This window comes from Nocardia sp. NPDC055050 (assembly GCF_053608345.1).
This window is the reverse complement of sequence record NZ_JBSGVG010000069.1, coordinates 1-19,754: the sequence shown is the minus strand read 5'-3', so window position 1 is coordinate 19,754 and position 19,754 is coordinate 1. Positions and strand designations below refer to the sequence as shown.

Here is a 19,754-nt window from a genome sequence, read left to right as displayed (position 1 = left end):
GAGCAGCTCGGTAGCTCGCTGGGCTCATAACCCAGAGGTCGCAGGTTCAAATCCTGTTCCCGCTACTACGAAGAAGGCCCCGGAGTTTCGACTCCGGGGCCTTCTTCGTTATCCGTTGCCGAGTCGCAGGGTCCAGTTCCCCCGGTAGTGCAGCCGGGTGACGCTCGCGGGCGGAACATCCATGCGCCAGAACGACTTCGCCGGTGCGTCGAGCACCACGAGCAGCGCGGCGCGCACCACGGCGGGGTGCGTCACCGCCACGGTGTTACGACCCGACGAGGCGATCTCGGCCAGCCAGAAGCGCACCCGCTCGACCAGATCGGTGATGGATTCCCCACCGTGCCCGCGGAATTCGGGGTCGGTGAGCCAGGCGAACAACTGGTCCTGAGCGAGTTTGCCCATCTCACTGCCCCGCCACGACCCGGCATCGAGGTCCCGTAATCGCACGTCCTGTTCGCCGACCAGGCCCAATTCCTCCGCCGTCTCGCGAACCCGCCGCTCCGGTCCCGTCCGCACCGACGCTTCATCGAGCGGCACGCAGGCGCGCACCGCGGCCCGCCCCGACTCGTCAAGGGGTTCATCGACAGGAAATCGCGCCTTACGTACCGCCTCGGTAAGGCCATGGCCGACAAGGTCGACTCTCAGCACCGTTTGCACGAGAGTCGAGGGTAGCGACGAATGCGATCCACGCCACAACCCGGGCTGGGCGCCTCCCCGGTCATCGGCGTGTTCGCGCTGGTCGGGGTGCATGATGGCGACGAAGTTGTCGGTGGGTCTGTGCACACTTGGTGCTATGGATCGGTTCTCCCCCGCGACGGCACAGTGGTTCGACGGCGCCTTCCCCGGCGCGACGTCGGCCCAGCTCGGCGCGTGGGATGCGATCGCCGCGGGCGAGAACACACTGGTGATCGCGCCGACGGGATCGGGCAAGACCCTGTCCGCGTTCCTGTGGGCCATCGATCAGCTGGCTCACCGGGACCCACCCGAGCCGGGAGCGTCCCGGGGCACGTCGGTGCTCTACGTGTCGCCGTTGAAGGCGCTGGCTGTGGACGTGGAACGCAATCTGCGGGCACCCCTGGTAGGAGTCACGCAGACGGCGAAACGGCTGGGGCTCGACCCACCGGATATCTCGGTGGGGGTGCGCTCCGGTGACACCCCGCCCGCCCAGCGCCGGGCGATGTTGCGCACCCCACCGGACATTCTGATCACGACCCCCGAGTCGTTGTTCTTGCTGTTGACCTCGGCCGCGCGCGAGACGCTGGCCGAGGTCAACACGGTGATCGTCGACGAAGTGCACGCCATCGCCGGGTCGAAGCGTGGTGCGCACCTGGCCTTGTCGCTGGCCCGGCTGGATCAACTCACCGACAAGCCCGCGCAACGAATCGGGTTGTCGGCGACGGTGCGCCCGCCCGAGGAGGTCGGGCGATTCCTGGTCGGCAACGCGCCGATCACCATTGTGCGGCCGCCCGCACCGAAGACCTTCGACCTGTCGGTGCGGGTGCCGGTGGCCGATATGACCGATCCGGGCGGCGACTCCGATCAGCCGGGTTCGATCTGGCCGCATGTCGACGAGGCCATCGTCGAGCTGGTGCTCGAGCATCGGTCCTCGATCGTGTTCGCCAACTCCCGGCGGCTCGCCGAACGGCTCACGGCGCGGCTCAACGAGACCTATGCCGCCCGCCTCGGCGAGCCGGTGGAGACCGAGCACAAGCCACCCGCCCAGCTCGGGCCGTCCACCGAGGTGATCCACGGGGCCGAGCACCTGTTGGCGCGCGCCCATCACGGGTCGGTCAGCAAGGAACAGCGCGCCATCATCGAGGACGACCTCAAGACCGGTCGGCTGCGCTGTGTGGTGGCCACCAGCAGTCTCGAGCTCGGCATCGATATGGGCGCGGTGGACCTGGTGGTCCAGGTGGAGGCGCCGCCCTCGGTGGCCAGTGGGCTGCAACGGGTCGGGCGGGCCGGGCACCAGGTGGGTGAGATCTCGCGGGGCGTGCTGTTCCCCAAACACCGCACCGACGTGATCCACTGCACCGTCGCCGCCCAGCGCATGCTCACCGGTGAGATCGAGAAGCTCCAGATCCCCGCGCACCCGCTCGATATCCTCGCCCAGCAGACGGTGGCGGCCTGCGCGCTCGAACCCATCGATGTCGACGCCTGGTTCGATCTCGTCCGTTCCACCGGCAGCTACGCGAACCTGCCCCGCTCGGCCTACGAATCGGTGCTCGACCTGCTGGCCGGACGCTATCCGTCCGACGAGTTCGCCGAACTACGTCCGCGCGTGGTGTGGGACCGCGACGCGGGCACCATCACCGGCCGTCCCGGCGCCCAGCGCCTGGCGGTGACCTCCGGTGGCGCGATCCCCGACCGTGGGATGTTCGCGGTGTTCATGGTGGGCGAAAAGGCTTCGCGGGTGGGTGAACTCGACGAGGAGATGGTCTACGAGTCGCGCGTGGGCGATGTGTTCGCGCTCGGTGCGACCAGTTGGCGGATCGAGGAGATCACCTTCGATCGGGTCCTGGTGTCACCGGCGTTCGGGCTACCCGGCCGGTTGCCGTTCTGGCACGGTGACGGATTGGGTCGTCCCGCCGAATTGGGCGCCGCGCTGGGTGAATTCGTTCGCACGGCCGGTCAGGTACCAGCCGACGAGTTGTCCCGGATCGTGGCCGACATGGGCTCCGGCGCGGTGCTCACCTCGGCCGACGCCATGCCGGGAGTTCCCGGCTCGCTGACCGAACCCACCACGACAACCTGGGGCTCGAAGAAGGCCGGGCGTACTGCGACGGCCGGCGTCGACGGCCCCACCGGAGCCGCCGACCGGCAGACCGCCACCGCGGGGAGGACGAAGACACCCGCCGAGCGGAGCAAGCCCGCGGTACGGCTCGCGCAGTTGGTGCGCACCGCCGGACTCGATCAGAACGCAACAGCCAACCTGGTCGGCCTGCTCGAGGAACAGCGCAGTGCCACAGGCCAATTGCCGACCGATCGGACCCTGGTCGTGGAACGGTTCCGCGACGAACTCGGCGACTGGCGCCTGGTGCTGCACTCGCCCTTCGGCACCCCGGTGCACGCACCGTGGGCGCTGGCGGTGGGGGCGCGTCTGCAGGAACAGTTCGGTATCGATGCCGCCCCGACCGCCTCCGACGACGGCATCGTGGTGCGCCTGCCCGATACGACCGACCAACCGCCCGGCGCCGAACTGTTCGCCTTCGAACCCGACGAGATCGACGACATCGTCACCGAACAGGTCGGCGGCTCCGCCCTTTTCGCGTCCCGCTTCCGCGAATGCGCCGCCAGAGCGCTGCTCCTGCCGCGCCGCGACCCCGGCAAGCGCGCACCGCTGTGGCAGCAGCGGCAGCGCTCGGCCCAATTGCTGGACGTGGCACGCAAATTCCCGCAGTTCCCGATCCTGCTGGAAACCGTCCGCGAATGTCTGCGCGACGTATACGACCTGCCCGCCCTGCGCGACCTGCTCACCAAGGTGGCCCGCCGCGAGATCCGCCTGATCGAGGTCGAGACGGCGAGCCCGTCGCCCTTCGCCGGCGCCCTGCTGTTCTCCTACATCGGGCAATTCCTCTACGACGGCGACAGCCCACTGGCCGAACGCCGGGCAGCCGCGCTGGCTTTGGACTCCAGCCTGCTCGCCGAACTCCTCGGCCGCGTCGAGCTGCGCGAACTCCTCGACCCCGCCGTCATCACCCTGACCGAGCAAGAACTCCAACGCCTCACCCCCGAGCGCCTGGCCCGCGACGCTGAAGGTCTGGCCGACCTGCTCCGTCTACTCGGTCCCCTCACGCCCACCGAAGCCGCAGCACGCTGCGTTCCCCGCCCCGGCACCGCGTCCGCCGCGCGCCACGCCGAAGCGATGGACACCGGCACCCACGCACCCGACGAACCCGCACACAGCACGCCGGATGAGGGACTCGATTCTGCCCGCGGCAACCTGCTCGCCGATGCCGATGCACCGGCGTGGTTCGCGGAACTGCGGGATTCGCGGCGGGCGCTGGAAGTTTCGTTCGCAGGTCGTACCTGGTGGGTGGCCGTGGAGGATGCCGCTCGGCTGCGGGACGCGCTCGGAGTGCCCTTGCCGATCGGAGTGCCCGCGGCGTTCATCGAACCGGTCCCCGATCCGCTCGGCGACCTCGTCGGGCGCTACGCGCGTACCCACGCACCGTTCACCACCACCGCGGTCGCCGACCGCTTCGGCCTCGGAACGGCCGTCGCCGTGACAGCGCTGCACCGATTGCTCGCCGAGAAACGCGTGGTGGAAGGTGAATTCACGCCGGACACTGCTGGCGGCGAGTGGTGTGACGCCCAGGTCCTTCGCCGATTGCGCCGCCGTTCACTGGCTGCCGCGCGGCACGAGGTCGAGCCGGTGTCCACCGCCGCGTTCGCCCGGTTCCTGCCGTCCTGGCAACACGTCGGATCCGGCGAGCTACGCGGTGTCGACGGCGTGGCGACAGTGGTGGAACAGCTTGCGGGCGTACCGATCCCGGCCTCGGCCTGGGAATCGCTGATTCTGCCCACCCGAGTGCGCGACTACTCACCCGCCATGCTGGACGAGCTGATGGCGACCGGCGAGGTGGTGTGGTCGGGCCACGGCGCGATCACCGCCCGCGACGGGTGGGTCGCCCTGCACCTGGCCGACCAGGCACCCTTCACCCTGCCTCCCGCCGACGAGATCGACCCCACCGACCTCCAGCTCGGTCTCCTGGCCGCACTCGGCGCGAATCTGGAACCGTGGCCGGCGGTCGATCTCGACGCACCCGATCCCGTCGCCGCGAACCGTGTCCAGCAACTGCCATCCACCTTGCGCGGCGGCGGCGCCTATTTCTTTCGCCAACTCGCCGACTCCGCGGGCCTGCTCGACGACAAAGCCGCCGGGGAGGCTCTGTGGCAGCTGGTTTGGGCGGGCTATGTCTCCGGTGACACCTTCGCCCCGGTGCGCGCCCTGCTGTCCGGTACCGCTCGCGCCACCACCGCGCACCGCACCCCGCGCCGCTCGCCCCGGGGCCGCGCGTATCTGCCGCGACCGGCGATGCCGACCCGGTCCGGTCCGCCCACACTGGCGGGACGCTGGTCGATCCTGCCCGAACGCGTGCAGGACAACACCGTTCGCGCCCATGCCACCGCCGATCAACTGATCGAACGCTACGGCGTGCTCACTCGCGGTTCGGTGCAGAACGAAGGGATATCCGGCGGTTTCCAGCTGATGTACCGGGTGCTCACCGAGTTCGAGGATCGCGGCCGGTGCAGGCGCGGCTATTTCGTCGACACGCTCGGCGGCGCCCAGTTCTCCACCACCGACACCGTCGACCGTCTGCGCTCGTTCGACACCGACCGTGACACCACCAGAGCGGGCGTCGCGCTCGCCCTCGCGGCATGCGACCCCGCCAACCCCTACGGTGCCGCGCTACCGTGGCCGAAGGGCGACGCCGAGGGCGGTCATCGGCCCGGTCGCAAAGCGGGCGCGTTGGTGGTTCTGGTCGGTGGCGAACTGGTGCTCTACTCCGAGCGCGGCGGCAAAACTCTGCTCAGTTTCACCGAGGACGTCGGCCTGCGCCGGGCGGCAGCGTTCGCGCTGGCCGGGCTGGTGCGCGATCGCCGGGTCGACAGCTTGGTGATCGACAAGATCAACGGAGACACTGTGCACGGCAACCTCTTCGCCGAAGTGCTGATCGAAGCCGGTTTCTCGATGACCCCGAGCGGTCTGCGGCTGCGCAGGCAGGTATAGCCGAATGCCCGAGGGCGATACCGTCTTCCGCGCCGCACAGCGCCTACGTACGGCGTTGGCCGGTAAAACGCTCACCCGCAGCGATTTCCGGGTTCCGCGGTACGCCACCGTGGATCTGGTCGGCGAACGTGTCGAGGAGGTCGTCAGCTACGGCAAGCACCTGTTCATCCGCACCGACCGCGTGAGCATCCACACCCACCTGAAGATGGAAGGCGTGTGGCGGGTGTTCCACCGCGGCCAGCGCTGGACCAAACCCGCGGTCACCGCGCGAGTGGTGCTCGCCAACGACGAGGTCGAGGCCGTCGGCTTCTCGCTCGGCAAGGTTCAGGTGCTGCTGCGCGCCGACGAACACACAGTCATCGACCACCTCGGCCCCGATCTCCTCGGCCCGGATTGGGATGCGGCCGAGGCGTTGCGCAGGCTCACCGAGTACCCGCGTCGCGCCGTCGGTCTCGCCCTGCTCGACCAGCGCAATCTGGCAGGCATCGGCAACATCTACCGCAGCGAGATCTGTTTCCTGCGCAGAGTCCACCCCGCTACCCCGGTCGGCGACATCCCCGATCTCGTAGCGCTCGTCGACGAAGCTCACCGTGTTCTCGGCAAAGCCGCACACCAACCACCATGGCGCGCCATGGTCTACGGCCGCACTCGCCGTTCCTGCCCCCGCTGCGGCACCCCGATCGCTTCCCAGTTGCTCGGCGAAGACGACCCCGGTGACCGCATCACTCAACGCGAACGCGGCATCTACTTCTGCCCACGCTGCCAGCCGAGCCCGTGAGATCACCTCGCCCGTGTGTGCTCACAGCCCGCAGCGCCCCGGTCCGATGGCTCAGCGGTCCTGCGGCACCGGTTCCAGCAACTGCGGACGCGGCTCCGGAGCGGCGGCCCGCAACGCGTCGGCCGACGTGTCGTCGGGTTGGGTCTGCGATTCGATCTCGGCCCGTACGCGCGCCTGGTACGTGGACACCTCGCGGTCGATATCGTCGGAGTCCCAACCGAGAACGGGTGCCACGAGGTGGGCGACCTGCTCGGCGCAGTTCGCGCCGCGATCGGAATACTCGATCGAGATGCGGGTGCGACGGGCCAGGATGTCGTCGAGGTGCAGCGCGCCTTCCGCGGCCACGGCGTAGACCGCCTCGACCTGGAGGTAGGCCGGTGCGTCGGTAATCGGTTGCAGGAGTTCGGGTTTGCCCGCTGCCATCGCGAGCACCTCGTCGACCAGCGAGCCGTAGCGGTCGAGCAGGTGCGTCATCCGGTACGGGTGGACGCCGTAGTGCTCGGCGAGCTGCACGGTCTGGTTGACCAGCGCGAAGTAGCCGTCGGCGCCGAGCAGCGCCACCTTCTCGGTGATCGACGGCGAGACGCGCGCCGGAATATCTTGTGCGGCTTCGTCCATCGCGTCCGCCGCCATCACCCGGTAGGTGGTGTACTTGCCGCCCGCGATGCTCACCAGTCCGGGCGCGACCCTGGCCACAGCGTGCTCGCGCGAGAGCTTGGACGTGTCGTCGTTCTCCCCCGCCAGCAGTGGGCGCAGGCCCGCGTAGACGCCGTCGATATCGGCGTGCGTGAGCGGGGTGATCAGCACCTCGTTGACCCGGTCGAGCAGGTAGTCGATATCGGCCTTGGTCGCCGCGGGATGGGCGAGGTCGAGATTCCAGTCGGTGTCGGTGGTGCCGACGATCCAGTGCGCGCCCCACGGGATGATGAACAGCACCGAGGTGGTGGTGCGCAGGATGATCGCGGCATCGCTGACGATGCGGTCGCGCGGCACCACGATGTGCACACCTTTGGACGCGCGCACATGGAATCGGCCGCGTTGCCTCGACAGACTCTGCACCTCATCGGTCCACACGCCGGTCGCGTTGATCACCACATTCGCCCGCGCCTCGCCGGTACGCCCGTCCTCGGTGTCGCGCAGCTTCACCCCCACGACCCGGTCGGCTTCGCGCAGGAATCCGACAACCTGCGTGGAGGTGCGGATGACCGCGCCGTAGTGCGCGGCGGTGCGGGCAACCGTCATGGTGTGGCGGGCGTCGTCGACGACGGTGTCGTAGTAGGTGACGCCGCCGATCATCGAGTCCCGGCGCAGGCCGGGGGCGAGCCGCATCGCGCCGTGCCGGGTTAGATGATGCTGTCCTGGAACGGATTTCGAGCCACCCATGGTGTCGTACAGGGTGAGGCCCGCGGCAACGTAGGGCCGCTCCCACACGCGATGGGTCAGCGGATAGAGGAACCGCAGCGGCTTCACCAGGTGCGGTGCGAGCGTCGACAACGCCAGCTCACGTTCCTTCAGCGCTTCCCTGACCAGGCCGAATTCGAGCTGTTCGAGGTAGCGCAGGCCACCGTGGAACATCTTGGACGAGCGGCTCGATGTGCCCGACGCGAGATCGCGGGCCTCGACCAGCGCGACCGACAGCCCCCGTGTCGCGGCATCGAGCGCGATACCGGCGCCCACGACGCCGCCGCCGACCACCAGGACGTCGAACTGATCCTTGCCCAGCCGTTCCCAGGCGGTCCGCCGATGTTCCGGCCCCAGATCGCCGGGTCCGAGCCGATCCCTTTTCCCGCCCGCAACCAACTCTCCCGGGTGCAGGAACGGAAACTCCGGTGTCTGCGACATGCTCGACTCCTCGCCGCCGACCGATTCCGGCCGGTCCCAGCCGACAGTTGGGGCAAACGCCGCGTTCCCGGCGCCGCTGCGTACAGGCTAAACGTAGTCCGCACTCGTCGCTGGGGACGTGCGCGGCGAGGCGTGGGTCCGAAATTCGTCGCCGACCACAAATCTTGCGGTCGCCGGCTCCACTTTCGGTAACCTGCATCAATGCGTCGCTATGTGGCTGCCATCGATCAGGGCACGACTTCGAGTCGGTGCATCATCTTCGATCGGCAGGGTCGGATCGTCGGAACCGCGCAGCGCGAGCATCGGCAGATCTTTCCCAAGCCCGGCTGGGTGGAGCACGATCCGGCGGAGGTTTGGCGCAATACCGAGTCGGTGCTCGGTGCGGCGCTGGGCACCAGCCGGTGTTCGGCCGGGGATCTGGCCGCGGTCGGGATCACCAATCAGCGTGAGACCACCGTGGTGTGGGATCGGACGACCGGCGATCCCGTGTACAACGCGATCGTGTGGCAGGACACGCGCACCGATCAGCTGTGCACCGAGCTCGCGGGTGATCAAGGGCCGCAACGCTATGCGGACCGCACCGGTCTGCCGCTGTCGACCTATTTCGCCGGGCCGAAACTGCGCTGGATCCTCGACAATGTCGACGGCGTGCGGGCGCGCGCCGAGGCAGGCGACCTGTGTTTCGGCACCATGGACAGCTGGGTGCTGTGGAAGCTGACCGGTGAACACCTCACCGATGTCACCAACGCCTCACGCACCATGCTGATGGATCTTCGCACCCTGCAATGGGATCCACAGATCTGCGCGGATTTCGGCATTCCGATGTCGCTGCTCCCGCAGATCCGCAGCTCGTCGGAGGTCTACGCCGACATCACCTCCGGTCCGTTCGAGGGCATTCCGGTCGCCGGCATTCTCGGCGACCAGCAGGCGGCCACCTTCGGCCAAGCGTGCCTGTCCCCTGGCGAGGCCAAGAACACTTACGGCACAGGCAATTTCATGTTGCTCAACACCGGCACCACGCCGGTGTTCAGCAAGCACGGCCTGCTCACCACCGCCTGCTACCAACTCGGTGACACGCCGGCGGTGTACGCGCTCGAAGGCTCGATCGCTGTCACGGGCTCGCTGGTCCAATGGCTGCGCGACAACCTCGGCATCATCTCCTCCGCCGAAGAAGTGGAACCCCTGGCCCGCAGCGTCGACGACAACGGCGGCGCCCACTTCGTCCCCGCCTTCTCCGGCCTGTTCGCCCCCCGCTGGCGCCCCGACGCCCGCGGCGTCATCGCGGGCCTGACCCGCTTCGTCACCAAGGCCCACTTGGCCAGGGCGGCACTGGAATCCACCGCCTTCCAAACCCGCGAGGTAGTCGACGCCATGCGCGCCGACGCCGCCGCCCAACACCTCGACCTGGAACTCACCACCCTCAAGGTCGACGGCGGCATGACCGGCAACAACCTCCTCATGCAATTCCAAGCCGACATCCTCGACGTCCCCGTAGTCCGCCCCGTAGTCCGCGAAACCACCGCCCTCGGCGCCGCCTACGCCGCCGGCCTGGCCGTGGGCTACTGGTCCGACCTCGAAGACCTCCGAGCCAACTGGATAGCGGACCAGACCTGGACCCCTTCCATGCCCGAAGAGGAACGCACCCACCGCTACGCCGACTGGAACAAGGCCGTAGAACGCACCTACAACTGGGTCTGAGCAGCGCGCCGGTCGCTAGCCGATCGCCGAGGACAGCCTGTCGACCGCTTCGGTCAGGGTGGCCTCGTCGGAGGTGGTGAAGCAGAGGCGCAGGGAGTTGTCGGCGGTGTTGGAGACGGCGAAGGCTGCGCCGGGGACGTAGGCGACGCCGGCATTCAGGGCAGCGGGGAGGAGGGTGGCGGTGTTGGTGTTGTCGGTGAATTCGGCCCAGATGAACATGCCGCCGGTGGGGTCGGTGCAGTGGAGGCGGTCGGCGAAGGTGGTGCGGAGGGCGGTGGTCAGGGCGCGGGCTCTGGTGCCGTAGGTGGCGCGGATCGCATCGATGTGGGCTGCCAGCCAGGTGGTGTCGGTCAGCAGGTCGGTGGTGATCTGCTGGGTGAGCGAGGAGCCGCAGAGGTCGGCGCCTTGTTTGAGGAGTTCCACTGCGCGCGAGACTCTTTCGGGGGCGATCATCCAGCCGACGCGCAGGGCGGGAGACAGGATCTTGGAGACGCTGGAGAGGCGGATCACCTGGGGCGAGTACGAGGCCACCGGCGCGGGGGCGGGCTGGTCGAACCACAGTTCGCCGTAAGGGTCGTCTTCGATGACCCAGAAGCCGTGCGCCTCAGCGAGTTCCGCGAGCCGGCGGCGGCGTTGCGGCGCGAGGGTGACGCCGCCGGGGTTGTGGAAATTCGAGACGGTGTGGACGAGCGCAGGGCGTTCGCCCGCGGCCAGCAGGTCTTCGAGGATGTCGAGGCGCATGCCGTCGGAATCCAGGGGAACGGCGACGATTCGGGCACCTGCGGCTCGAAACACTTGCAGCGCACCGACATACGCGGGATCCTCCACGATCACGAGGGCGCCGGGGTCGAGGAGCACTTCGGCCAGGAGCGAGAGAGCTTGCTGGGAGCCGTGGGTGATGAAGACTTCGGCGACGGGCACCGAGCGGCCGATCTCGGCCGATTCCCGGGCCGCGATCACCTCGCGCAGCGCAGGCCAGCCGGACGACTCCGTGTACTGGAGCACGGCGGGGTCACGCAGCGCGGTCTCGGCGGCGAGGGCGATGCGTTCGCGCGGCATCAGGGCGGCGTCGGGCAGCCCGCCCGCGAGGCTGATGATGTCGTCGCGGGCGGTGAGTTTGAGCAGATCCCTGATCGCCGAGCTCTGTAGACCGGCGAGCTTGCCCGCCAATGCTGGAATTGTCAGCGACATGGGAACCTCCGGGGACGCCGAGAGAAGCAATCATCCTACGATTGCATATCGCCCACCAGAATATGAAATTGTTGTCTCATACAATGAGACGCTACCGAGCGGTGATGGACTTGACCTGCCACTTTCCGTCGGTGTTCGTGGTGATGATCTCCTGCTTGTAGACCACGGCCGAGCCATCGGGGTGCATTTCGCGCAGTTCGACGTCGTAGCGGCCCGCGCTGGTTTCGCGCATCTTCACGCAGTGAGTGGTGCCCGCGGGGATCTGACCATCGATCGCCTGCTGGATGGTCTCGGCGGGTGAGATGTTCTCGGCGTCGGGCGCCACGAACTCACGCACCTTCGCCCCGGAGCGGTCGGTGTAGAAGGCGTACTGGAAGCCGAGGATGGCCCTGGCACCGGTGCTGGTGTCGCCCGGTCCGTTGCCGACGGTCACCGACTGCTCGGCGACGGACTGACACTCGGTGCCCGACGCGACCGAGGGAACCGGCGCGGCCGTGACACCGGGATCGGCGCCGCCACCACGCTTGACCAGCCCGATCGTCAGGACCAGCGCCACCACGAGCAGAACCGCCGCGGCCACACCGCCGATGATCCAGCGCAGGCGCTTGTTGTCGGGTTCCGTCTCCACCGGCGCCGGGGTGGCCGGCGTCTTCGGCGCGAGACGGCGCGCGATCGGGTCGTCGGCCCACGACAGGCCGGGTTCGGATGGCGGCTTGGGAATCCCGCCGTCATCGTCGGGGTTGTCCCACCACGCCTTGTCGGCGGCGGGCCTCGGCTTGTCGGGAACCAGCGGAGTGCGGGAGCCCTCGGGCGGCCGCACGGTGTCCGCGGCGGGCCCGCTCTCGCGTGACGGCGACTGCGGCACAGGATCTTTGGGGCCGGGGCGACCGCGACGGATCACCTCGGTGAGTTCGCGACCGGACGTCACCGGCACGGAATCACCGAAGACCGAGTCGCCGAAGACCGAACTCTCACCGCGCGGCGGCTCAGCACCGAAACGCACAGTCGGGTCGGCAGCGGGCGGACCACCGGGAGTGGGTCCGCCGAACGGAGCGGGGGGACCCGGACGAGCGGGCGGCGGCGGCGCTACCGCGTCACCGAAGACGGAAGTCGGCGCGGAACGGCGACCGTCGGGCAACCGAGGCGGCGCTTGACCGCTGCCCGGCGCCGAGCCTTGATCTGTCGGCGTGGACCCCGAAGGCGGAGCCGAGAGCCGCGCGGGCGGACCGGGCGGCACCGAGCCGGCGAACGGACCGGCAGGCGGCGGAGCAACGGGCGGCTGACCGGCGACAGGCCCACCGAACGGACCCGGCGCGGGCGCACCGGCCGGCGGACCGAACGGGCCGGGCGGTGCGCCGGCAGGCGGTTCGGCCGGTCGCCAACCCCGCTCCGGAACCCCGGACGGCGCGGGCGGAGGCGTGGCGGGAACGGGCCCACCGAAGCCGGCGTCATCGACCGGCGGCCCGAAATCTCCTACGGGAGAGCCGAAATCCGCGGCCGCTCGTTGTCGATCGCCGCGTTCGTTCTCGTCGCCCTCGGTGCCCAAGTCCAATCCTTTCCCGGGACACACGTGTGGGGCGGTCGAAGGCGACCGCCCCACACGACAAACTGCGTGTCAGTACTGGATCGAGCCACCCCACTGGGTGTTCACACCCGCGACGTTCACCGTCTGAAGCAGCTCCCCCGGCACGGGCAGTGTAGCCTTCGCGGCCGCATCGAGCGCGGCGTTGCCGCCCGGCTGCGCCTTGATCCAGTTCTCCACCGCGGCCTTGGCCAGGTTGGCCTGCGTGGTGTCGAGCACCGTCACGGTAGTGTTGTCGCTACGGCCGTCGCCACCGTTGAAGGTGGTGACCTTGACCTCGTTCGCGCCGACGTACTCGACCGAGATACCGGCGTCACCGAAACCGCCACCCGGCGTCCGGTAGCCGACCGTGCCGACGTAGCCCGAGGCGTTGTTGTAGTGGTGGGTGTTCGCCAGGATTCCGGCACCGTCGACGGTGACGCCGATTTCCTGACGCGGGCCCTCCATCTCGACGACGGGCGCGGCGGGCGCGTTGGCCAGGCGCGGCGCCTGCCAGGCCGGCTCCTTCGGCTCCTGGACGAGGGTGTCCGGAGACTCGACCTCGGCCTGGGTGCCGGTCCCGGTGCCCTGATCGGACGGCACGGTGGGCTGCGTCTGCTGCTGGCCCGGCGTGGCGCCCGGCTGGCTCGGCGTGGTGCCTGTCTCCGGCTTGGTGGTGCCCGGCTGGTCGGGCGTCGCGCCCGCGCGCTCCGGCTGGACCGCAGGCTGCGCCTGACCGGGGACCGGCAGCGGCGCGACACGGGGGCTGGTGACGCCCGGCTGGCTCGGCGTCGGCTTGGCGGGGGTGCCCTGCTCCGGCTGACCGGGCGCGGGGCTGGTGACACCCGGCTGGGCCGGCGTGGGCTTGGTCTCGCCCGGCTTCGTCTGACCCGGCTTGACGTTCTCCGGGGTTTCCGTTTCCGGGGTCGCCGGAGCTTCTACTTCACCCGAAGGCTGGCCCGGCTGCGCAGGAGCCGGAGTCGCGGGCGTGGTCGGCTGGTCACTGGGGACCGCGCCGGCCGGAGCCGCGAGAAGGGTTGCCACGGCTGCCGCGGCGGCCAAAGGCAACGACGTGCTTGCCATCGCTCGCTGCGCCCGACTCGGCTTACGATGCTTCACTTTTCGTAATCCCTTTCCCGGAGGGAATCCCCCACTGCTCCACCACGCGATCACAACTGATCGCGCCTCGGCGGTGAGTCAACCACATGAGCGCGGGACAGGCAACGCAGCACCAGGTTTCGCCTTCACCCGGTTCCGCCTGCGCAAACACCTGGTGTGACGGTTGCCCGGAAGCGACGAGCGCCGTTGGCGAACAACACAATTCGAAACCTGAAACGCATTGTGATTCGTTTCACAATACGGTGTCAGGGGCTCAGTCGAGGTCGTCGTGGCGCATCAGCAAACGTCCGGCTTCGGTGAGCGAGCCGGTGAGCGAGGGGTATACCGAGAACGTCTGCGCGAGATCGGTGACCGTCAGATTGTTCTGTACCGCCAGCGCGATCGGCAGGATCAGCTCCGACGCGATCGGCGCGACCACCACACCGCCGATCACCACACCCGTCGCCGGGCGGCAGAAGATCTTGACGAAGCCGCGCCGCAGCCCCGACATCTTCGCGCGCGGATTGGTGTTGAGCGGCAACATCACTGTGCGCGCGGGGACCTCACCGTTGTCGATGGCGGTCTGGCTGACACCGACGGTCGCGATCTCCGGGCGGGTGAACACCGCCGAGGCCACCGTCTTCAGCCTGATCGGGCTCACCCCCTCGCCGAGCGAGTGATACATCGCGATCCGGCCCTGCATGGCGGCCACCGAAGCCAGCGGCAGCAGACCCGTGCAGTCGCCCGCGGCGTAGATGCCGGGCACCGATGTGCGCGAAACCCGGTCGACACGAAGGTATCCGCCGCGGTCGAGTTCGATACCGACCCGGTCCAGGCCCAGGTTCTCGGTGTTCGGGGTGGAACCGACGGTCATCAGGGCGTGCGAACCGGTGACGGTACGGCCGTCGGACAGCTTCACCACGATGCCGTCGGCGGTGCGCTCCACCGCGTCGGCGCGAGCGTGCTTGACCAGCTCGACGCCGCGTTCGGCGAGGGCTTCCTCGAGCACGAGGGCAGCGTCGGCGTCCTCGCCGGGCAGCACGCGGTCGCGGCTCGACACGAGCTTCACCCGCACACCCATCTCGGTGTAGGCGGACACGAATTCGGCGCCGGTGACACCGGATCCGACGACGACCAGCGTCTCGGGCAGTTCCGGCAGGTCGTAGAGCTGGCGCCAGTTCAGGATCCGCTCACCGTCGGGCTCGGCGCCGGGGAGCACCCGCGGGCTCGCGCCGGTCGCGATCAACACGACCTCGGCCTCGAACTCCTCGGAGCTCCCGTCGGCCAGGTTCGCGCGCACGCGATGCGCCAAACCCGGTGCGGGCCCGACCAATTCGCCATAGCCAGGAAGTAGTTGCACACCCGCGGCCTGCAATTTGGCGCGGATGTCGGAGGACTGTGCCAGCGCGAGCGCCTTGACGCGCGCGTTCACCTCGGGCAGATGCACCTTGGCCTGATCGGCATCGATATTGATGCCGAGGTCGCGCGCGCGACGCAGGTCGGTGCGCAGGCCCGTCGAGGCGATGAAGGTTTTCGACGGCACGCAATCCCACAGCACACAGGCGCCACCGATACCGTCGGCGTCGACCAGGGTCACCGTGGCCCCGTGCTGAGCGGCTACCAGCGCCGCCTCGTATCCGGCCGGTCCACCGCCGATGATCGCAATCCGTGCCACCAGTCACGCTCCTTGTGCTCGCCTGATCGGACCTGCCCCTTGTGAGGGCTCGTCCGTGCTGTCGCCCCATCATTTCAGGTGCTCTGTGACGTGCCCGGGTCGGATCGGTGAACAACGGTGCGCGTGTCCTGTGCCACGTTCGGCACCACCGGCAAGTGTGACCGTCAGCCGATCTGGGTGGGAGACAGGAATTCCACCGTGGTTATTGGCTACAGTTCGATGGTGCCGATCTATGCCGCCTACGGGTCCAACATGGACTCGACGCAGATGCTGGAACGCTGCCCGCATTCGCCCATGTCCGGGACCGGGTGGCTGGAGGGTTGGCGCCTGACCTTCGCCGGTGACGACATCGGCTGGGAAGGGCCGTTGGCCACCGTCGTCGAGGATCCCGGCTCCCGGGTGTTCGTCGTGCTCTACGACGTCTCCCCCGAGGACGAGGACAGCCTCGACCGCTGGGAGGGCTCCGACTTCGGCATCCACAAGAAGATCCGGATCCGGGTCACCGGCACCCAGGGCGAGTCCCGCCTGGCCTGGCTCTACGTCCTGGACGCCTACGAAGGCGGCCTCCCCTCGGCCCGCTACATCGGCGTCATCGCCGACGCGGCCGAAAAGGCAGGCGCCCCAGAGGACTACGTCCACGCCCTGCGCACCCGGAACAGCAAGAACGTCGGGCCCGGCGCCTGAGCTGTTCCGCCGCCCCGAATAGTAAAGCCGGACCCGCCGGCCGCTGACGTCGTGTCGGCGGCCGGCGGTCGTGAGCCGACTGGGTCAGCCCGTACTGCTATGCCTGCAGGACGATGTTCGTCAACGTCCGAACACCCACGGCCAAAGCGCGCTCGTCGATGTCGAAGGTCGGCTGGTGCAGGTCCAGCTGTTCGCCGACGCCGGACCAGACACCCAGCCTGGCCATCGCGCCGGGCACTTCCTCCAGGTACCAGGAGAAGTCCTCGCCGCCGCCCGACTGCGGGGTGTCGGCCAACGCGTCCTCACCCATCCCCAGGATCGCGTTCTCGAACATCAGCGCCGACGTCGGATCGTTGACCACCGGCGGCACACCACGCTTGTAGTTGAGCTGGTAGCGCACGCCCGTCGGCGCGAGCAACCCGTCGACGATCTCGCGGACCAGCGGTTCCAGCAGCAGCCAGGTGGCGTGATCACCGGTACGCACGGTGCCCGTGAGCATGCCCGTCTGCGGAATCGCGTTGGGCGCCTTGCCCGCGCTCACCGCACCCCAGACCATGATCGTGCTGGTTCGAGGATCGACGCGGCGGCTCAGCAATCCGGGCAACCCCGTGATGACGGTGCCGATCGCGTAGACGAGGTCGCTGGTCAGATGCGGGCGCGAGGTATGCCCACCGGGCGAATCGAGCACCAACTCGACCGTGTCGGCCGCCGACGTGATGGCCCCGGTCCGTACCCCGACCTTGCCGACCTCCAGACGCGGATCGCAGTGCAGCGCGAAGATCCGGTCGACCCCGGTCATCCCACCGGCCGCGACCACATCGAGCGCACCACCGGGCATCACTTCCTCGGCGGGCTGGAACACCAACCGCACCCCGACCGGCAGCTTGTCCTGTGCCTCGGCCAGCGCGAGACCGGCACCGAGCAGCACCGTGGTGTGCGCGTCGTGCCCGCAGGCATGCGACACGCCGGGCACCGTCGAGGCGAAGGTCAGACCGGTGAACTCCTGCATCGGCAGCGCGTCCATGTCGGCGCGCAAGGCGATCCGCGGCCGATCGGTGGGGCCGAAGTCGCAGATCAACCCGGTGCCGCCCGGCAGCACCTCCCAGGTCAGCCCGGCCTTGGTGAGCCAGCCCGACACGAACTCGGTGGTGGTGAACTCCGCCCGCGACAACTCGGGGTTGGCGTGGATATGTCTGCGCCATTGCACCAGGTCACCGGTGTGCTCGGCCAGCCATGCGTCAACGATCTCGGTTCCCGACATCAGAGTTGGTTCGGTGTCCGGCGTGGTCGGACACGCTGCGGTCTCGCGCGCCATCGAGTGGGTACCCACACCCATCGATAGCGCGTCGGAGCCTGCGCGTGCGGTGCCCGGATGGCCGGAAATGGTCACCGAATGTCCTCCTGTCGTTCGATCAGCCGTTGCAACAACCTGTCCCTGTGTACTTCATCGCCCGCGATAGCGACAGCGGTACGCGCCAGCGCCAGCGCGCCGTCGAGCACCGCCCGGTCCGCCGAGGCGTTCACCGCGGCGGCGGCGAACGCAGGCTGGTGGGTTGCCGCACCGCCCGCGTCGATGCCGATCACCGGGTGGATACCGGGGACGACGTTGGTGACGTTGCCCATGTCGGTGCTTCCGAGCGGCCGCAACACCTCGAGCTCGGGCGCGATCGGCACCCGTCCCAGTCCGGTGATCTGCGCGCGGTAGGCAGCGGAAAGAACCGGATCGGGGGTGAGCTCGGTATAGGTGGGCGCGAGCGTCCGTATGTCGTGGGTGCAGCCGGTCGCCAGGGCGCCCGCTTCGAAACACGCCTTCGCTCGCCGCATCAGGTCGTCGAGGGAGCCGGAATCCGCCGCGCGGAGGTAGTACAGCAACTCCGCGCGTCCGGGCACGATGTTGGGGGCTACGCCACCGTCGGACACTATACCGTGCAGCTGCTGGCCGGGTCGCAAATGCTGACGTAGCAAGCCGACAGCAACCTGGGTCAGGGTCACCGCGTCGCCGGCGTTGCGGCCCAGTTCGGGCGCGGCGCTGGCATGCGCCTCGCGGCCGTGGAAGACGATGGCGAGGTCGGCCAATGCCAGTGAGCGCGCGCCGACGATGTCGGCAGGCCCAGGGTGGACCATCATCGCCATCGCGATGTCGTCGAAAGCGCCCGCTTCGAGCATGAGCACCTTGCCGCCGCCGCTCTCCTCCGCGGGCGTACCGAGCACCACCACGGTCAGGCCGAGCGCGTCGGCCACGGCGGCCAGCCCGATGGCCGCGCCGACAGCGGACGCGGCGATGATGTTGTGCCCGCAGGCGTGCCCGATCTCGGGCAGCGCGTCGTATTCGGCGCAGATGCCGACGGTGAGCGGGCCGCTGCCGTACACCGCGCGAAACGCCGTCGACAGCCCGGCGACGCCCGTCGTGACGGCGAATCCGCGCTCGACCAGCGGCGCGAGGACCTTCGCGACGCTACGCGTTTCGGCGAAGGCCAGCTCCGGTTCGGCGTGAATCGCGTGCGAGAGCCCGATCAGCTCGTCCGAGGCAGCGACAATCGCGGCGTCGGAGGCGGTGGCTGTGAGTTCGCCGGTGCGCGAGGGTGCCATACCCCCAGTCTTGCATCAGTGCCCGACAGCGGCGCACCGGCGAGCGAGGTCAGTTGCCGAAGGGAAGGTTCTCCGGGGTGACCGGCGTGGCCAGCGCGGCGAGCGTCTCGGCGTGCAGCGCGGTCTTGATGATCGGGGTGATCGGCTTGCGCAGGCTGGTGAGCGCGGCGGCGCGGGCGATCGCGGCGGGCAGCACCTCGTCGGCGTCGGCCTTGGCATCGGCGATGCCGGCGGCAATGGCCTCGTCGGCACCGAAACGGTGCCCGGTGGTCATCGCCTGGACGCACACCTGGTTGCTCAGGCGACCCTTCAGCAAGCCGTTCATGCCGATCGTGAACGGCATGCCCAGATGCACCTCGGGCAGCGACCAGAAGCCGCGGTCACCGCGCATCACGCGGAAATCGTGGGACGTGGCCAGCATGGCGCCCGCGCCGAACGCGTGGCCGTTGACCGCGGCGATCGTGGGCATCGGGAAGGTCAGCAGGCGGGTGTAGAGCGAGTGCACCCGGTCGAGGTAGCCGTGGATCTTGTCCAGGTTGCCAAAGACGTAATCGGTGTCGAGACCGTTGCTGTAGTACTTACCGGTCGCGACGGTGACCAGCGCGGCCGCACCCTCGGACGCCTCGACCTCGTCGAGTGCGGCGTGGAAGGCATCGATCCAGTCCGGCGAGAAACGGTTCTCGTTGTCTGTCTCACCCTCGTTGCCGAGGTACAGGACGAAAACATCACCAGAGCGCTCCAAATACGGCATGCAGGGGAGAATAGCCCGCACCTGAACCCTGTCCTACTCGCGGGTAGGAACCTTCCCGGCCCCGCACGACCCGACCTCGAGGAAGGTCCGCCGCGCAGCGGCGGTTCGCGGCCGTCCCGACGATCAGGTGCCGTTGCGTAGGCGACGAAGGAG

Annotated in this window: 13 protein-coding genes; 4 read left to right on the top strand and 9 right to left on the bottom strand. The window is 68.9% G+C overall.

All coding sequences use genetic code 11. The features are described from left to right. Positions 1-108 precede the first annotated feature (108 nt). Entirely contained in the window at positions 109-783 is a 675-nt protein-coding gene (locus ACWGCN_RS34775; RefSeq protein WP_452458660.1) for a histidine phosphatase family protein, read from the bottom strand. Positions 784-793: 10 nt separating this feature from the next. Between ACWGCN_RS34775 and ACWGCN_RS34770 the strand changes: the two genes are divergently transcribed. Both ACWGCN_RS34770 and ACWGCN_RS34765 read left to right on the top strand, forming a co-directional pair. Beyond that, positions 794-5,734: an Lhr family ATP-dependent helicase gene (locus tag ACWGCN_RS34770; RefSeq protein WP_452529178.1), complete on the top strand. Its 4,941-nt coding sequence runs from the start codon at positions 794-796 to the stop codon at positions 5,732-5,734. 4 nt (positions 5,735-5,738) lie between these two features. Next, positions 5,739-6,512, top strand: coding sequence for an Fpg/Nei family DNA glycosylase (locus ACWGCN_RS34765; RefSeq protein ID WP_452458662.1), 774 nt, complete (start codon positions 5,739-5,741; stop codon positions 6,510-6,512). 51 nt (positions 6,513-6,563) lie between these two features. On the opposite strand, the gene glpD is transcribed toward ACWGCN_RS34765, so the two are convergent. Then, positions 6,564-8,354: a glycerol-3-phosphate dehydrogenase gene (gene glpD, locus ACWGCN_RS34760; RefSeq protein WP_452458663.1), complete on the bottom strand. Its 1,791-nt coding sequence runs from the start codon at positions 8,352-8,354 to the stop codon at positions 6,564-6,566. A 201-nt stretch (positions 8,355-8,555) separates the two neighbouring features. Here glpD and glpK point away from each other — a divergent pair, with 201 nt between their 5' ends. Next, on the top strand, positions 8,556-10,052 hold the full coding sequence (gene glpK / locus ACWGCN_RS34755; RefSeq protein ID WP_449971931.1) for a glycerol kinase GlpK: 1,497 nt from the start codon (positions 8,556-8,558) through the stop codon (positions 10,050-10,052). A gap of 15 nt (positions 10,053-10,067) precedes the next feature. On the opposite strand, the gene ACWGCN_RS34750 is transcribed toward glpK, so the two are convergent. The 4 genes from ACWGCN_RS34750 to ACWGCN_RS34735 form a co-directional block, all read right to left on the bottom strand. Then, entirely contained in the window at positions 10,068-11,243 is a 1,176-nt protein-coding gene (locus ACWGCN_RS34750; RefSeq protein WP_452458664.1) for an aminotransferase-like domain-containing protein, read from the bottom strand. Between the two features lie 91 nt (positions 11,244-11,334). Next, a complete protein-coding gene (locus ACWGCN_RS34745) occupies positions 11,335-12,789 on the bottom strand; it encodes a hypothetical protein (protein WP_452458665.1) in 1,455 nt (484 codons plus the stop codon). A gap of 69 nt (positions 12,790-12,858) precedes the next feature. Further along, a complete protein-coding gene (locus tag ACWGCN_RS34740; protein ID WP_379316258.1) occupies positions 12,859-13,887 on the bottom strand; it encodes a hypothetical protein in 1,029 nt (342 codons plus the stop codon). 289 nt (positions 13,888-14,176) lie between these two features. Continuing rightward, positions 14,177-15,577 (bottom strand): NAD(P)H-quinone dehydrogenase, encoded by a 1,401-nt coding sequence (locus ACWGCN_RS34735; RefSeq protein ID WP_378995374.1) that lies wholly within the window; start codon positions 15,575-15,577, stop codon positions 14,177-14,179. Between the two features lie 222 nt (positions 15,578-15,799). On the opposite strand from ACWGCN_RS34735, the gene ACWGCN_RS34730 reads away from it, so the two are divergent. Continuing rightward, positions 15,800-16,261 (top strand): gamma-glutamylcyclotransferase, encoded by a 462-nt coding sequence (locus ACWGCN_RS34730; protein WP_056819179.1) that lies wholly within the window; start codon positions 15,800-15,802, stop codon positions 16,259-16,261. A gap of 97 nt (positions 16,262-16,358) precedes the next feature. On the opposite strand, the gene ACWGCN_RS34725 is transcribed toward ACWGCN_RS34730, so the two are convergent. The 3 genes from ACWGCN_RS34725 to ACWGCN_RS34715 form a co-directional block, all read right to left on the bottom strand. After that, on the bottom strand, positions 16,359-17,522 hold the full coding sequence (locus tag ACWGCN_RS34725; protein WP_378995494.1) for a M20 family metallopeptidase: 1,164 nt from the start codon (positions 17,520-17,522) through the stop codon (positions 16,359-16,361). 125 nt (positions 17,523-17,647) lie between these two features. Beyond that, positions 17,648-18,850: a M20 family metallopeptidase gene (locus tag ACWGCN_RS34720; RefSeq protein WP_452460481.1), complete on the bottom strand. Its 1,203-nt coding sequence runs from the start codon at positions 18,848-18,850 to the stop codon at positions 17,648-17,650. A 49-nt stretch (positions 18,851-18,899) separates the two neighbouring features. Beyond that, positions 18,900-19,601 carry an enoyl-CoA hydratase-related protein gene (locus ACWGCN_RS34715; RefSeq protein ID WP_378995370.1) on the bottom strand — a complete coding sequence of 234 codons (702 nt, stop codon included), beginning with the start codon at positions 19,599-19,601 and terminating at the stop codon, positions 18,900-18,902. Between the last annotated feature and the right edge of the window lie 153 nt (positions 19,602-19,754).